General features: G+C 41.8%; 14 protein-coding genes and 1 tRNA gene. 9 read left to right on the forward strand and 6 right to left on the reverse strand.

The window, feature by feature from the left end:
• Positions 1–180 precede the first annotated feature (180 nt).
• The 3 genes from EXN75_RS15740 to EXN75_RS15750 all read right to left on the reverse strand — a co-directional run bounded on the left by EXN75_RS15740 (position 181) and on the right by EXN75_RS15750 (position 2,142).
• Positions 181–253: transfer RNA gene (locus EXN75_RS15740), tRNA-Lys, on the reverse strand.
• Between the two features lie 117 nt (positions 254–370).
• Positions 371–1,513 (reverse strand): AI-2E family transporter, encoded by a 1,143-nt coding sequence (locus EXN75_RS15745; protein WP_134844539.1) that lies wholly within the window; start codon positions 1,511–1,513, stop codon positions 371–373.
• A gap of 47 nt (positions 1,514–1,560) precedes the next feature.
• Positions 1,561–2,142 (reverse strand): thymidine kinase, encoded by a 582-nt coding sequence (locus EXN75_RS15750; protein ID WP_134844540.1) that lies wholly within the window; start codon positions 2,140–2,142, stop codon positions 1,561–1,563.
• 94 nt (positions 2,143–2,236) lie between these two features.
• On the opposite strand from EXN75_RS15750, the gene rsmI reads away from it, so the two are divergent.
• The gene (rsmI, locus tag EXN75_RS15755) at positions 2,237–2,977 is read left to right on the forward strand and encodes a 16S rRNA (cytidine(1402)-2'-O)-methyltransferase (RefSeq protein ID WP_022110061.1); all 741 of its coding nucleotides are present in this window, start codon (positions 2,237–2,239) and stop codon (positions 2,975–2,977) included.
• Between the two features lie 13 nt (positions 2,978–2,990).
• Positions 2,991–3,842: a Cbp1 family collagen-binding glycoprotein adhesin gene (locus EXN75_RS15760; protein WP_134844541.1), complete on the forward strand. Its 852-nt coding sequence runs from the start codon at positions 2,991–2,993 to the stop codon at positions 3,840–3,842.
• 192 nt (positions 3,843–4,034) lie between these two features.
• On the opposite strand, the gene EXN75_RS15765 is transcribed toward EXN75_RS15760, so the two are convergent.
• Positions 4,035–4,481, reverse strand: a complete 447-nt coding sequence (locus tag EXN75_RS15765; RefSeq protein WP_022110063.1) for a nucleoside deaminase — start codon at positions 4,479–4,481, stop codon at positions 4,035–4,037.
• A gap of 275 nt (positions 4,482–4,756) precedes the next feature.
• Here EXN75_RS15765 and EXN75_RS15770 point away from each other — a divergent pair, with 275 nt between their 5' ends.
• From EXN75_RS15770 to pyrH, 3 genes are all read left to right on the forward strand, one after another.
• On the forward strand, positions 4,757–5,131 hold the full coding sequence (locus EXN75_RS15770) for a YraN family protein (RefSeq protein ID WP_022110064.1): 375 nt from the start codon (positions 4,757–4,759) through the stop codon (positions 5,129–5,131).
• A 67-nt stretch (positions 5,132–5,198) separates the two neighbouring features.
• Entirely contained in the window at positions 5,199–5,933 is a 735-nt protein-coding gene (locus EXN75_RS15775; RefSeq protein WP_134844542.1) for a biotin--[acetyl-CoA-carboxylase] ligase, read from the forward strand.
• Positions 5,934–5,991: 58 nt separating this feature from the next.
• Positions 5,992–6,702: a UMP kinase gene (pyrH, locus tag EXN75_RS15780; protein ID WP_118117182.1), complete on the forward strand. Its 711-nt coding sequence runs from the start codon at positions 5,992–5,994 to the stop codon at positions 6,700–6,702.
• A 75-nt stretch (positions 6,703–6,777) separates the two neighbouring features.
• Here the strand turns inward: pyrH and pssA are convergent, their stop codons facing one another.
• Both pssA and EXN75_RS15790 read right to left on the reverse strand, forming a co-directional pair.
• On the reverse strand, positions 6,778–7,506 hold the full coding sequence (gene pssA, locus EXN75_RS15785) for a CDP-diacylglycerol--serine O-phosphatidyltransferase (RefSeq protein ID WP_134844543.1): 729 nt from the start codon (positions 7,504–7,506) through the stop codon (positions 6,778–6,780).
• 47 nt (positions 7,507–7,553) lie between these two features.
• Positions 7,554–8,246 carry a phosphatidylserine decarboxylase family protein gene (locus EXN75_RS15790; RefSeq protein ID WP_134844544.1) on the reverse strand — a complete coding sequence of 231 codons (693 nt, stop codon included), beginning with the start codon at positions 8,244–8,246 and terminating at the stop codon, positions 7,554–7,556.
• Between the two features lie 136 nt (positions 8,247–8,382).
• Here EXN75_RS15790 and dnaE point away from each other — a divergent pair, with 136 nt between their 5' ends.
• From dnaE to EXN75_RS15810, 4 genes are all read left to right on the forward strand, one after another.
• Positions 8,383–12,096: a DNA polymerase III subunit alpha gene (gene dnaE / locus EXN75_RS15795; protein WP_134844545.1), complete on the forward strand. Its 3,714-nt coding sequence runs from the start codon at positions 8,383–8,385 to the stop codon at positions 12,094–12,096.
• A gap of 65 nt (positions 12,097–12,161) precedes the next feature.
• Positions 12,162–12,476: a thioredoxin gene (gene trxA / locus EXN75_RS15800; protein ID WP_022110070.1), complete on the forward strand. Its 315-nt coding sequence runs from the start codon at positions 12,162–12,164 to the stop codon at positions 12,474–12,476.
• 247 nt (positions 12,477–12,723) lie between these two features.
• Positions 12,724–13,902, forward strand: coding sequence for a helix-turn-helix domain-containing protein (locus tag EXN75_RS18380; protein ID WP_246031448.1), 1,179 nt, complete (start codon positions 12,724–12,726; stop codon positions 13,900–13,902).
• A gap of 135 nt (positions 13,903–14,037) precedes the next feature.
• Positions 14,038–14,262, forward strand: coding sequence for a hypothetical protein (locus EXN75_RS15810; protein ID WP_233524774.1), 225 nt, complete (start codon positions 14,038–14,040; stop codon positions 14,260–14,262).
• The last annotated feature ends 201 nt before the right edge of the window (positions 14,263–14,463 follow it).

A 14,463-nucleotide genomic window follows, 5' to 3' on the forward strand; every position in this document is an offset into this window, starting at 1 on the left:
GTTTTGCTTGTTTTCTTTTTGCAACACTAAGATAAGTGAAAATTCTGACATGGCAAAATCCTGGGCAACTTTTTGTTGCTCAGGAACTTATAAATAAAGTTAAATTATAGTGTTGCGGAATTAAGGATGATGATAAAACAAAAAAGACTTCCAATATTTTGGAAGTCTTTTTTAGGATTGTGACTCGCATGGGGCTCGAACCCATGACCCCAACATTAAAAGTGTTGTGCTCTACCAGCTGAGCTAGCGAGTCAATCTCCAACTTTATGTTTCAAAAGCGAGTGCAAAGGTATAGCTTTTTTTTGAATCCACCAAATAAAAAGCAGATTTTTTGTAAAAAACTCGCATTTTTCTCGTTTTTCTTTACTTTTTATTCCTCAGAAGGCACTTTGGAAGGCGTTTTCAGTTCATTGGCGGCTTCTTCCGGAGTCTGGTAGTTTTCATAATGAGGCTTCTCTCTGGTCACATATCTCTGCCAATAGGCGATGAGAAGTGTGGTAAGAGGAAGGGCTACGATCAAGCCAATGAATCCTAATAAAGCACCCCATACAGAAAGACTCAAGAGCAAAATGGCAGGATTCAGTCCCATTGCCTTACCCATAATCTTAGGTGTCACCACCATGTCGGTTATAATCTGTACTACACAGAATACCAGGAAGGCTAATCCGAATACCAACCAGAAGTTCTGGCCCGTATCTGCCGCCTTGAGCATGGCAAGGAAGGCGGTAGGGATGAGTGCAAAGGTATGGAGGTATGGTACTAAGTCCATGATTCCAATCAGGATGCCCAAACCTATAGCCATTGGAAAACCGATAATCGTAAATCCGATACAGAACATGATGCCCATGCATAATGCCACCATTCCCTGACCACGAATATAGTTATTCATTTCGCGTTCTACATCCTTCATCAGTTCTTGCCAGAAAGGACGGCTCTTTTTAGGGAAGATTCGTATCCAATTGGCGGTAAGGGTTTCATAATCGAGCAGGATAAAGAACATATATAATAATGTAATCATCGAAGCGATGATGCTCAGAATGATATTTGCTGTTTGTCCTACTACGGAGAAAACCTTAGGCATGGCACTCTTGATGGCATCGGAAAAATCCTTGCTCTTCATGAATTTCTCTATTTGCCCCTGATTCTCCTGTATCCAGTCCTTGATGAGCGCTGTGAGGTTGTTGGTATGGGTGGTCTGGTGCAGCCATTTAGTCAGCACATCGCCCAGTTTGTCAAACTGGTCAATCATAGGAGGGATAATCATCCAGATAACTCCACCGATGACACCAATGGCAAGCAGCATGGCTATGATGATAGACAAAGCTCTCACCTTAACGTGCAACTTGTTTTCTATGAACTTGACTACAGGATAAAGTAAGTAAGCGAAAAACCAAGCGATGAAGAATGGTAAGAGTACGCTACTTAAATAGTTGGTAACAAAGAGCACAGCTCCTATAATGAGCACAATGCCTGTCCAACGGATAAATTTGTCAAATGTGATTTCCTTTGCCATAAGTATTATATAATAATGTAGAGTTAGGCATGATTCCTTGGAGAATTTTAATCTTCTCCTTTCAGTGCTTTCTGGTAACATTCTCGACACAAAGGCTCATATTCGTCTTTTTCGCCGAGCAGAACTCTTCGCTCATTGTTCACCAGACGATGGCTTACGTAAGCCAAGGCGCCACACTTCACGCAGATGGCATGCACTTTGGTAACCTCGTCTGCGATGGCACACAAGGCAGGAATCGGGCCGAAAGGAACTCCCTTGAAGTCCATATCCAATCCGGCAACGATGACTCTGATGCCACGGTTAGCCAGTTCGTTGCAAACTTCAACGAGGCCATTGTCAAAAAACTGGGCTTCATCAATACCGACCACATCGATGTCTGAAGCCAATAAGAGCAAAGACCCAGAGGATTCAATTGGAGTTGACCGGATAGAGTTCTGGTCATGGCTCACAACTTCTTCATCTGAGTAGCGCGTATCGATGGAAGGTTTGAAGATTTCCACCTTCTGCTTGGCGAACTTTGCTCGCTTCATTCTTCGGATTAATTCTTCTGTTTTTCCAGAGAACATAGATCCGCACACCACTTCAATTCTGCCGGGACGGTGTGTCTCCCCAAGTAGATTTTCTGTCATTTCGTGGCAAAATTAGCAATAAGGTTTTAAAAAATGCAAAGAAAATCGTTTTTTTTTTGCTTAGAAAGATTATTTAACTACATTTGTACCCCGTATGGGCATATTATATATCGTACCGACTCCTGTTGGCAATATGGAGGACATGACAATGCGAGCTATCAGAGTCTTGAAAGAAGCTGATTTGATTCTCGCCGAGGACACTCGAACATCGAGCGTCCTACTGAAGCATTTCGACATCAAAAACAGATTGATGGCGCATCATAAGTTTAATGAACATGGCACTTCGGCTTCTGTTGTAGAACGCTTGAAGGCGGGTGAAACCATAGCACTCATCTCGGATGCTGGTACTCCTGGAATCAGCGATCCCGGCTTTTATTTGGCACGTGAGGCTGCTAAAGCGGGGATAACCGTTCAGACTTTGCCTGGTCCTACGGCCTGCATTCCTGCCATTGTCTCATCTGGTTTACCTTGTGACAGATTCTGTTTCGAGGGCTTTATTCCCCAAAAGAAGGGGAGACAGACTTATCTGGAGTCTTTGCAAAATGAAACTCGCACGATGATTTTCTATGAATCGCCTTATCGTGTGGTAAAGACCTTGCAGCAGTTTGCTGAGGTATTTGGTGAAGACAGACAAGTAAGTTGCTGCCGTGAAATCTCAAAGATACACGAAGAAAGTGTCAGAGGTACTTTGGCAGAAGTGATTGCTCATTTTGAGGAAGTGGAGCCAAGAGGCGAGTTCGTAATTGTGCTTGCCGGTAAGGATCCTAAGCAACTTAAGGAAGAAATGAAAGAAAAGCGACGTGAAGAACGTAAAATGAATAAGTATCAAAATTAAAAGGAGAAAGATTATGAAAAAATTATTTTTTATCGTCTGCTGCGCGGCCTTGTTAGTAACTGGTTGTAAGGATGGAAAAAACAGTCCAGAATCGGCTAATGTGCATCTTGCAGATTCGCTCAATGAGGTAATTGCTCAAAGAGATAGTGAGATTAATGACATGATGGGTACCTTCAATGAGGTTCAGGAAGGTCTTCGCCAGATTAGCGAGGCTGAGGGACGTGTTGCTTTGGCTAAGAACGGAGAGGGTACAAGCAGTAAGCAGAAGATGAAAGAAGATATACAGTTCATCGCTGCTCAAATGAAAAAGAACAAAGAGCTGATTGCAAAACTTCAGAAGAAATTGGAAGGCAGTTCTTTGAACGCTACTCAGTTGAAGAAGACTATCGAGGGTCTTCAGGCTCAGTTGGTAGAGAAGGAGAAGCAGCTCCAGACTCTCCGTGAGGAATTGGACAAGAAGGATATTCATATCATGGAACTCGATGAGTCTGTCAATAATTTGAATACCAATGTCAGCAACTTGAAGACTGAAAGTCAGAAGAAGACTGAGACTATCAATGCACAGGACAAGCAGCTGAATACAGCTTGGTATGTATTTGGTACAAAGAAGGAATTGAAGGGTCAGCGTATTTTAGAGAACGGCAAGGTGATGAATGGTAATTTCAATAAGAATTACTTCACCAAGATTGATATCCGTAATACTACAGAAATCAAGCTCTACTCTAAGTCTGCTAAATTGATGACAGCTCATCCATCAAGCAGTTATACACTGGTACGTGATGCCAATAAGCAGTACACATTGCGCATTACTAATCCACATATTTTCTGGAGCACCAGCAAGTATCTGGTTGTGCTTGTTAAATAAGGATTATACAGAAAATGAAGGAGTTTTGATTCCTTCGTGTTATTCATAAAATCTCGGCATAAATGTGGGAAGCGTTATTGTTTACCATATTTATGCCGAGTTCTTTTATTCTTTCGAGTTCTTTTTATCGAAATTCTTTCAGACGAATCTCTTCAGTTGAATTCTTCTTGTCCAGCTTCTTGTACCGACTCTTTATCTTTTTCTTCCGAAAAAATCCTGCATGAGCAATCTGCATTCTTCTTCCAATACACCTGAAGTGACAGTCGTTTTGGGATGCAGAGCGTTGGGAGCAAATTTGGAGTAACCTCTTTTCTCATCAGCTGCGCCATAGACGACTCTGGATATTTGAGCCCATCCGATAGCTCCTGCGCACATCACGCAAGGTTCTACCGTAACGTAGAGCGTACAGTCTTTCAGATATTTACCGCCAAGCATATTGGCTCCTGATGTAATAGCTTGCATTTCTGCATGTGCTGTTACATCGCAAAGCATTTCTGTCAGATTATGGGCACGGGATATGATTCTGTCTCTGCATACGATGATGGCTCCTACCGGAATCTCATCCTCCTCGAAGGCTTTTTGTGCTTCGAGTATTGCTTTCTTCATGTATTCCTCGTCTTTTTTCTTTTGTTCTTCCATATTATCTTTTTTGTGATTTCCTGTCTGTTTTTATCTGATTTCTTACAGGTTTTCTTTTTTTTACAAAGATTTCCCTGCTGTTTTGGGTGCAAAATTAATGGAAAAGCGAGATAAAACAAAATAATATAAAACCTTTTTTGAAAGAAACCGTTTTGTTCTTAAAAAAAAGCAATAAAAAGTTTGACGTTAAAAGGAAAAGTGTTATTTTTGCAAATAAATTATGCTTCATGACTCATGCAGCATATAAAAGAATGAAATGACGAATTGGTATAGATATGGCAGAACATAATGAATTGGGTAAGTGGGGTGAAGATGAAGCTGCCCGTTTCCTGCAACGGAAGGGATTTACTATTCTTGAGCGGGATTGGAGAGTAGGGAAGCGAGACTTGGATATCATCGCCTTGAAAGAAGATGGCAAATTACTCGTCTTTGTAGAAGTAAAAACCCGCCGGAATGATGTATATCTGCAACCAGAGGAAGCCGTCAATACTACCAAAATGCGTAATATTGCTATTGCTGCTAATGCATACGTAAAACAGAATATGATTGATTGCGAGATTCGCTTTGATATTATTTCTGTTATCGGTATGCGTCCTCATGTTGAGAGTATTGACTGGATAGAGGATGCTTTCAACCCCTTACTACTATAAGTAATATGGGTTATACTATTTTGTCTCTCTTGAAAGCTAAATGCCACTATTATTAATATAAGGTGAAATGAAAACAAAAATTATAAGATTAGAAGAGATTGACTCTACCAATCGGTATCTTAAAAATTATCGTGAGGAGGGTGATGAAGAAATGATTGTCGCTGTTGCTGACTATCAGTCGGCTGGCAAAGGACAGGGTACGCATACCTGGGAAAGTGAAAAAGGGAAAAACCTGCTTTTCAGTATCAAGGTGTATCCTCATTGGATTCCTGTGCGTCGCCAGTTTGTCTTGTCTATGGCTGGTGCTCTTGCTGTCAAGGATGCATTGGATTCTTATGTGGAGAACATCACATTGAAATGGCCTAATGATGTCTATTGGAACGATCAGAAAATCAGTGGTACGCTGATAGAAAATACAATCGACTCCAAGGGCATCAAGAGTTGTGTTTTTGGCATAGGATTAAATGTCAATCAGCTTGTCTTTCATAGTGATGCTCCTAATCCGGTTTCCTTAGCTCAGATTCTTGGACATGAGGTGGATCGTGATGAAGTCTTGAAGAAAATCCTTGATGGATTCGAAAAGTATTATGAATTGCTGCGCCGTGCTGACTATATGGACGTGTCGGGAATCTATCATTTGTCTCTGTATCGCAGAAAGGGCTTCCATCCTTATCGGGATGCAGATGGTGAATTTGAAGGCGCCTTGGTTGAGGTTGAGGATGATGGCCATTTGATTTTGCATGATAGACAGGGAAGAATCCGTTCGTATGCTTTTGGCGAAATCAGTATTGTCAGGGAATAAAGCAACTCTAAGAATAGTAGGAAAAAACGTAAATTATTAATTTTAATTCATATAAAACATGGCTAAGTTTAAAAGAATCCTTTTGAAATTGAGCGGTGAAAGCTTGATGGGTAAACAGAGTTTCGGTATTGATCCGGAGCGTCTTAGTGATTATGCAAAACAAATCAAGGAAGTACATGAAATGGGAGTTCAGATAGGTATCGTCATTGGTGGTGGTAATATCTTCCGTGGATTGAGTGGAAGCCAAAAGGGTTTCGACCGTGTCAAAGGTGACCAGATGGGTATGTGTGCTACGGTCATCAACTCTCTTGCCTTGAGTAGTGCGCTTGGAGCTTTGGGCGTAAAGAACAAAGTGCTTACGGCTATCCGTATGGAACCAATCGGTGAGTTCTATACCAAGTGGAAAGCTATTGAGGCTATGGAGGAGGGTTATATTTGTATCTTCTCTGCTGGTACTGGTAGCCCTTACTTTACTACTGATACCGGTTCTTCTCTGCGTGGTATTGAAATAGAGGCAGACGTGATGCTGAAAGGTACACGTGTGGATGGCATCTATACCGCCGACCCTGAGAAAGACCCTACTGCTACTAAGTTCTCTGATATTACTTACGATGAGATTTATACGAAGGGATTGAAGGTAATGGACCTTACTGCAACAACGATGTGCAAGGAGAATAATCTCCCTATCTATGTATTCAATATGGATGTCGTAGGTAACTTGAAAAAGGTAATGGATGGTGAGGAGATTGGTACCTTAGTACACAATTAATTCCTTTATTCCATTCTTTTCCTTGTATGAAAATAGCCTATAGTTTCACGTATAAGTAAACTATAGGCTATTGTTTTATTTCTTCTTTAAATACAGAATCACAGAAAGAATCACATAGGCAAGTATGATAATCCACCAGGCCTGAAGAAATCCGATAGCGCCCTCTGTGAATACAGAGCCGGCAAGAATGATAACGGTCAGACCTATAAAGAAATACTTGACTTCGTTACCTTTGAATGACCATTGCTTGAATTTCAGAGCAAAGAGTGGCAATTCACATACAAGCAAGAAACTGGTGATGAGAATCATTGCCAAGATGATAGCCACAGACCAACTGTTGTTGGTAAGCCATGAAGGACTACTGACTATCAGCGATCCCCAAAACAGCGCATTGGCAGGAGTCGGAACACCAATGAATGATGTCGTCTGTCGCTCATCGAGATTGAACTTTGCCAATCTCAGGGCAGAGAAGGCTGCGATGATGAATGCAGTATAAGGTAACCATGAACGTAATGGCTCTAAGATTGCCGGATACTCCATCACGAAAAGTTGTGAAAAAACGATGGTTGAAGGAGCAACTCCAAATGTTACATCATCAGCAAGAGAGTCAAGCTCTTTTCCTATAGGTGATGAAACATGAAGTAATCTGGCGCTCATGCCATCAAAAAAGTCAAATACTGCACCTATGATAATCCAGAGAAGTGCCATCTTGGGTGCTCCTCCGAAAGCATACGATGTTGCGATGCAACCAGATACGAGGTTACAACAGGTAATCGTGTTAGGAATATGTTTCTTTATATTCATTTTTATATATGATGATCAGTAGTTGAATGGCTCAACTTGCCCGAAAACTATTTCAATTTGGCGATGATGGTCTGGTCGCCTGTCGTAGATTGCCCCATCTTGACGCAAATCTCGGTACCTACAGGCAGATATACATCAACTCTGGAACCCAACTTGATGAATCCCAGATGCTCATCAATATAGCATTCTTCACCTTCCTTGGCATAAGTAACGATACGGCGTGCCACGGCACCAGCAATCTGACGGCATAATATATCCACGCCATCAGGAGTAGTAATCATGACATCGGAGTGCTCGTTTTCTTCGCTCGCCTTAGGAAGCCACGCTTTGTGGTAATTGCCATCTACGTGTTTCACGAATTTCACCTTGCCGTCAACAGGGAACCAGTTGGCATGCACATTCCATAAGCTCATGAAGATGGAAACCATCATGCGCTTATCATTGAAGTAAGGTGCGTGGTCAACTTCTTCAATGACTACAATCTTGCCATCGGCAGGAGCCACGACTAATTTTTCGGTGTCTTCTACGTTCAGGTAACGTATAGGGCAACGATAGAAGTTAAGCACGATACAATACACAATACCCATGACTACAGAGAAAGACCAAAATGGTATTTTGTTGTCAAAGGCATTCCACAATATCACCGCAATTGCTATGATAGCAATGATACCGTAAATCAGCTGGTCGGTACCTTCACGGTGCAATCTTATCTTTTTCAGTTTCTTTATTTTCTGTCCCATTATGGAGATATTAAGTTTTTATCAGTGCAAAGGTACATTATTTTTGTCATTTTCGCAAATTTTTCCGCAATTTCTTTTGGTTATGTCAACTTTTAGCAGTAACTTTGAACTCAAAATTCGCTTTTTAGTATAAAAAATGGAAGATTTCATACATTTACATGTCCATACACAGTATTCCATCCTTGATGGTCAGTCCAAGATTCCCCATCTTGTTGACAAGGCTGTCAAGGACGGCATGAAGGGTATGGCCGTTACCGATCATGGTGTCATGTTTGGCATCAAGGAACTGACCGATTATTGCGGAAAAGTCAATAAGGGTAGAAAAAAAGAAGGTCTGGAACCTTTTAAGCCTATTATTGGTTGTGAGATGTATGTAGCCCATCGAAGAAAAGAGGATCGTGATAAAAACAGGGGTGATATGAGTGGTTATCACCTCATCGTTTTGGCGAAGAATTACAATGGTTACAAAAACCTCATCAAATTGGTCAGCAATTCATGGGTGGACGGATATTATATGCGCCCACGTACGGATCGTGCCGATTTGGAGAAATATCATGAGGATCTGATTGTCTGTTCGGCTTGTATTGCTGGCGAGGTTCCTAAGAAGATTCTGGATGGTGATATCGAAGGTGCACGCGAGGCTTGTGAATGGTATCATAATCTTTTCGGTGATGATTACTATTTGGAATTGCAGCGCCACAAAGTGCCTGATGATCCACGTATCCTTGCCAATCGTGAGGCCTACGACTTGCAGCAGCGTGCCAATAAGGTGCTCATAGAATTTGCCAAGGAATATGGCATTAAACTGATCTGTACCAACGACTGTCACTTTGAGGATAAGGAAACAGCTGAGGCTCACGACCATTTGCTCTGTCTTGCTACAGGTAAGGATCTGGATGATCCGAATCGTATGCGATATTCTAAGCAGGAATGGTTTAAGACTCGGGAGGAGATGAATGAAGTGTTCTCTGATATTCCTGAAGCCTTGTCCAATACGCTCGATATATATAATAAGGTGGAAATCTATAGTATCGACCATGGACCTATCATGCCGTTCTTCCCGATTCCGGAGACTTTCGGTACCGAGGAACAGTTGCGTGAGAAGGTGTCAGAAGAAGATCTTTACAAGGAATTTACTTCTGATGAGAATGGGGAGAACCAGTTGCCGCCTGAAGAAGGACAGAAAGTGATAGACCGCTTGGGCGGTTACGACAAAATATACCGTATTAAGTTTGAGGCGGAATATCTGAAGCACCTTGCTTACGAGGGTGCCAAGAAATTATATGGTGATCCTTTGCCGGAAAATGTCGATGAGCATGTCAACTTTGAGTTGCATGTCATGAAGACGATGGGTTTTCCTGGTTACTTCTTGATTGTGTCCGACTTTATTCGTGCAGCACGTGAAGAATTGGGGGTTGTTGTAGGTCCGGGTCGTGGTTCTGCCGCAGGTTCTGTGGTAGCTTACTGTTTGGGTATTACCAAGATAGACCCATTGAAATATGACTTGCTGTTTGAGCGTTTCTTGAATCCAGACCGTGTCAATCTTCCTGATATTGATACCGACTTTGATGATGATGGTCGTGGAAAAGTGCTCCGATGGGTGATGGATAAGTATGGGCATGAGAATTGTGCGCATATTATCACTTATGGTAGTATGGCAACCAAGAATTCCATCAAGGATGTTGCCCGTGTAGAGAAACTTCCTCTGGATAAGGCAAATGCACTCTGTAAGGCTATCCCTGACCGATTGCCTGATGGAGCTAAGATGAACTTGACCAATGCCATCAAATATACGCCGGCATTGAGGGATGCGGAGTTTTCTGCTGATCCTCGTGAAAGCAATACCATCAAGTATGCCAAAATGCTTGAAGGTACGATACGAGGTACAGGTATTCATGCTTGTGGATTCATTATCTGTCGAGACCCGATTAGTAATTGGGTGCCGGTTTCAACTGCTGATGACCCGGATTTCCCTGGACTGAAGACTGCCGTTACCCAATATGATGGCCACGTGATTGAATCTACCGGTTTGATCAAGATGGACTTCTTGGGTCTGAAGACACTTTCCGAGTTGAAGGAGGCCTGCAAGGTAGTAAAGCAGACATTAGGTGAAGATGTTGATTTGGATACAATACCGATTGATGATAAGCTGACTTATGAACTCTATCAGCGTGGTCAGACCATTGGTACTTTCCAGTTTGAGTCGCCTGGTATGCAGAAGTATCTGCGCGAGTTGAAGCCTACGGTCTTTGAAGACTTGATTGCGATGAATGCGCTCTATCGTCCGGGACCTATGGATTATATCCCATCTTTTATTGCCCGAAAGAACGGACAGGAAGAAATCAAGTATGATATTCCATGTATGGAAAAGTATCTGAAGGATACGTATGGTATCACGGTCTATCAGGAGCAGGTGATGCTTCTTTCCCGTCAGCTTGCCAACTTCACTCGTGGTGAGTCTGATGCCTTGCGTAAGGCGATGGGTAAGAAGAAGAAGGATATTGTAGATGCGATGAAGCCTAAGTTCATCAAGCAAGGTCAGGAAAATGGTCATGATCCTGCCGTTCTTGAGAAAATTTGGGGCGACTGGGAAAAGTTTGCTTCCTATGCTTTCAACAAATCGCATGCAACCTGTTATTCCTGGGTGGCTTACCAGACGGCATATATGAAGGCGCATTATCCTGCCGAATATATGGCTGCGCTTATGACTCGCCGTTTTTCTCAGATTACTGAGATTACGAAGTTGATGGAGGAATGCCAGTCTATGAATATCAAGACGTTGGGTCCGGATATCAATGAGAGTTACCGTGCATTTGGTGTGAACGAGCATGGCGAGATCCGTTTCGGTCTTTCTGCCATCAAGGGTATGGGTGCTCCAGCGGCTGATGCCATTGTGGCAGAGCGTGAGAAGAATGGTGCCTATAAAGATATCTTCGATTTTGCCCAAAGAGTAGATTTCTCTAATGTGAATCGTAAGGCTTTTGAAAGTCTTGCGCTGAGTGGTGGTTTCGACAGTTTCGGAATCCCAAGAGAGGATTTCTTTGCCAAGGATTCCAAGGGAAATGTCTTCCTGGATACTTTAGTGAAGTATGGACAGCTCTACCAGCGTGAACAGCAGGAAGCTGTGACTTCTCTCTTCGGTGGAGTGGAAGCGGTAGAAATTGCAACTCCTCCTATTCCTAAGGGAGAGCCATGGAGCACGATCGAGAAATTGAATAAGGAACGTGAACTGGTAGGTATTTATCTGTCTGCTCATCCGCTGGATGATTATAGTATCGTTCTCCATTCGATGTGCAATACGCATTGTACAGAATTGGGCGACAAGGAGGCCTTGTCCAAAAAGGCAGAAATTGTCTTTGGCGGTATCGTTACTGCGCTGAGATCAACGTTTACCAAAACTGGCAAGCCTTGTGGATTTGTAACACTGGAAGATTTTGAGGGTTCTGGAGAATTGGCTCTCTTTGGTGAAGATTGGGGACAATGGCGTGGTATGCTCGTAGAAGGAAGTACAGTCTATGTTACTGCAAAATGCGCTCCAAGATATGCCCATAGTAATTATCTGGAATTCAAGATCAACAGTATTGATTACATGCAGACGATTAAAGAAAACCGTATCGAGAAATTGACGATTACGCTGGATAGTGATATCGTTGATGATACAGTTATCAATGATTTCAATACGATGTTGAAAGATGATCTGGCAGGGAAAACTCAATTGTATTTTCAGATACATGATGTGGAGAGCAATACCTTCATCATGTTCCGGGCGCAAGATAAGACTGTCAATGTGGGCAAGGAACTGATACAATATATTGAGGCGCACCCTAAAATGTCATACCATATCAATTAAATAAAATTGGCATACGGTTTGCAGTGAGACATATCATATTTATAATAATATTAATATAGAATAAAATGGAAGTAACAATTACAAATGACAATTTTGAGAGCTACAAGAATGGTGAGCTCCCATTGGTAGTAGATTTGTGGGCAACATGGTGCGGTCCTTGCCGCCAGATTGCTCCTATCGTTTCTGAACTCGCCAACGAGTATGATGGTAAGTTGGTAGTAGGTAAGTGTGATGTTGAGGAGAATGATGACATTGCTATGGAATTCGGTGTTCGCAATATCCCTACTATCTTGTTCTTCAAAGGTGGTGAGTTGGTTGACAAGTTTGTGGGTGCAGCTTCTAAGGCTACCCTTCAGGAGAAGTTCAATTCTCTCTTGTAATACTTGAATAGTTGTACGCCTTTCATAAGATAAATAGGCTTGTATAATAAACATGAAAGAGGGTGTGTCATCAGTCCATGACACACCCTCTTCTGTTAATCTTCTTTCAGTAAAAGATTTTGAGGCTATTGTTCTTTTTTCTGAAATTATTATCGTACTTTTGCAAGCGTATTTACTTATTTTATAATAATGTATGGCAAAGAAAGATGTCAAAAATACAAGAAAGTAAACAAAAGATAAGAAGCGTATGGATTCATTATTTCTATTTCAGTTTGCATGTTTCATATTCATGCTCGTCAATGCCTTCTTCGTGGCACTCTCTCATCTGCATGTAAGATGGGAGAACAAGCGGTATGAGCGTTCACGATGGATGATTGTTATCGCCTTAATAGGATTGGCGATACAATATGTGATACAGATGACTTTCGGATTCCGAGCCATGCACGATAATTTAGGGGCGGTCATCAACATCCTCATCTATACCCCCTGCTTCTCGCTTATCTCTATAGGAATCTATAACATAGAAACCACCCGTTCCAACCTCAGGAAGATGATTCTGATGTGCAGTGGTATTTATGCTGCCATTATCTTGGTCTTTTGCGTGGGTATCAGTCTCCATCATAGCCTGTATATCAGAGAAGGGCTTTATCTGATGCTGGCTCTGTTTTGCGCAAGTGTTTTCTATTGCATATACATGATTATTCAGGAGATGATCAGGCGCAGAAACTTGTTGGAAACAATGGCTGCAACGGATATGTTGCCTTACGTGAGATATTCCCGAGCCAGTGTCATTATTCTCTGGCTCGCAGTTCTCGCTATGCCGGTCGCCATCTTTTCTACCACCTTATTATATATAGTAGGTCCAGCTGTATTGCTTGCCTTGTTGTTCTTCAATCTTACGTTTATCGCTCTCGGCAGCAGTTATATCCCTACCGAAGAACTCTTGGATAAAGAAGAGGAAACCAATGCTTTGACGAGAGTAAAATATTGGTCTGGGGGGGCAATTTCTGCTAAACAGCAGACCTCTACTGATAGTGGTACAGAATCTTTACGATCACTTTCCGATGAGCGCAGAGATTTCATCCAGAAGAGTCTTGATGCATGGTGTGCGAATTTAGGATATAAGGACAGTACTGTGAATATGCTTACCCTATCTCGCACACTTTGTATCTCCAAGGATGAGTTATCTGTATTCTTCGACCAGTATCTGAAAACTACATTCAGAATATGGCTTGGTGATATACGTTTCAATGCGGCAAAGAAGATGATGTTGGAATTTCCAGACTATAGTAATGACATTATTTCTGCCGAGTGTGGCTTCTCTGCCCGTACCTATCTGTACCGGATATTCAAGTCAAAGGAAGGTTGTACGCCTACCGAATGGCGAGAAGAAAATACCAGAAAAACGCATAATAAAAAGGAATAAATCGTTAAAATGGGTGTCTACTTCCTACGAAGTAGACACCTAAAACATAGGAAGTAGACACCTGAACATAGGAATGCGACACCTTTTTTGAATGAAAAACACTATATTTGTGCCATGAAAGAAATGTTAGAAACTATGCCAAGGATAGAATTAGCCCTGATCATCATCGGGGTGTCTGTACTCATATTAGGTATTATCTTGGGATATGCCATGATACATGAGTACAGGATGTATCTTGAGAATCATTGGAAGGCTCGCTATAGCTTTCGTGACTTCATCAAGAGAGAACGCTTTTATATCTTTCTTCTGTTGGCTTTCATTTTAATTTCCCTGACAAACCTCTTGTATTTCTTAGAGTGAGTTTCGGTTCAAATGAAACAAAAGGCTTCATAGTAGTCACCCATTTTGATTATTAGGAGAATACTCCTTATCTTCCTTAATTCCGCAACACTATAGTTTAACATTATTTATAAGTGCCTGAGCAACAAAAAGTTGCCCAGGATTTTGCCATGTCAGAATTTTCACTTACCTTAGTGTTGCGAAAAGAAGACAAGCAAAACT

This window comes from Segatella hominis (genome assembly GCF_004535825.1).
Taxonomy (GTDB): Bacteria; Bacteroidota; Bacteroidia; order Bacteroidales; family Bacteroidaceae; genus Prevotella; species Prevotella hominis.

Excerpts from the sequence above, each read along its gene's own strand:
- EXN75_RS15765 (WP_022110063.1), bottom strand. The coding sequence starts at position 4,481 with ATGGAAGAACAAAAGAAAAAAGACGAGGAATACATGAAGAAAGCAATA.
- pyrH (WP_118117182.1), top strand. The coding sequence starts at position 5,992 with ATGGCTAAGTTTAAAAGAATCCTTTTGAAATTGAGCGGTGAAAGCTTG.
- EXN75_RS15760 (WP_134844541.1), top strand. The coding sequence starts at position 2,991 with ATGAAAAAATTATTTTTTATCGTCTGCTGCGCGGCCTTGTTAGTAACT.
- dnaE (WP_134844545.1), top strand. The coding sequence starts at position 8,383 with ATGGAAGATTTCATACATTTACATGTCCATACACAGTATTCCATCCTT.
- EXN75_RS15750 (WP_134844540.1), bottom strand. The coding sequence starts at position 2,142 with ATGACAGAAAATCTACTTGGGGAGACACACCGTCCCGGCAGAATTGAA.
- EXN75_RS15775 (WP_134844542.1), top strand. The coding sequence starts at position 5,199 with ATGAAAACAAAAATTATAAGATTAGAAGAGATTGACTCTACCAATCGG.
- EXN75_RS15790 (WP_134844544.1), bottom strand. The coding sequence starts at position 8,246 with ATGGGACAGAAAATAAAGAAACTGAAAAAGATAAGATTGCACCGTGAA.
- pssA (WP_134844543.1), bottom strand. The coding sequence starts at position 7,506 with ATGAATATAAAGAAACATATTCCTAACACGATTACCTGTTGTAACCTC.
- trxA (WP_022110070.1), top strand. The coding sequence starts at position 12,162 with ATGGAAGTAACAATTACAAATGACAATTTTGAGAGCTACAAGAATGGT.
- EXN75_RS15770 (WP_022110064.1), top strand. The coding sequence starts at position 4,757 with ATGGCAGAACATAATGAATTGGGTAAGTGGGGTGAAGATGAAGCTGCC.
- EXN75_RS18380 (WP_246031448.1), top strand. The coding sequence starts at position 12,724 with ATGGATTCATTATTTCTATTTCAGTTTGCATGTTTCATATTCATGCTC.
- EXN75_RS15745 (WP_134844539.1), bottom strand. The coding sequence starts at position 1,513 with ATGGCAAAGGAAATCACATTTGACAAATTTATCCGTTGGACAGGCATT.
- rsmI (WP_022110061.1), top strand. The coding sequence starts at position 2,237 with ATGGGCATATTATATATCGTACCGACTCCTGTTGGCAATATGGAGGAC.
- EXN75_RS15810 (WP_233524774.1), top strand. The coding sequence starts at position 14,038 with ATGCCAAGGATAGAATTAGCCCTGATCATCATCGGGGTGTCTGTACTC.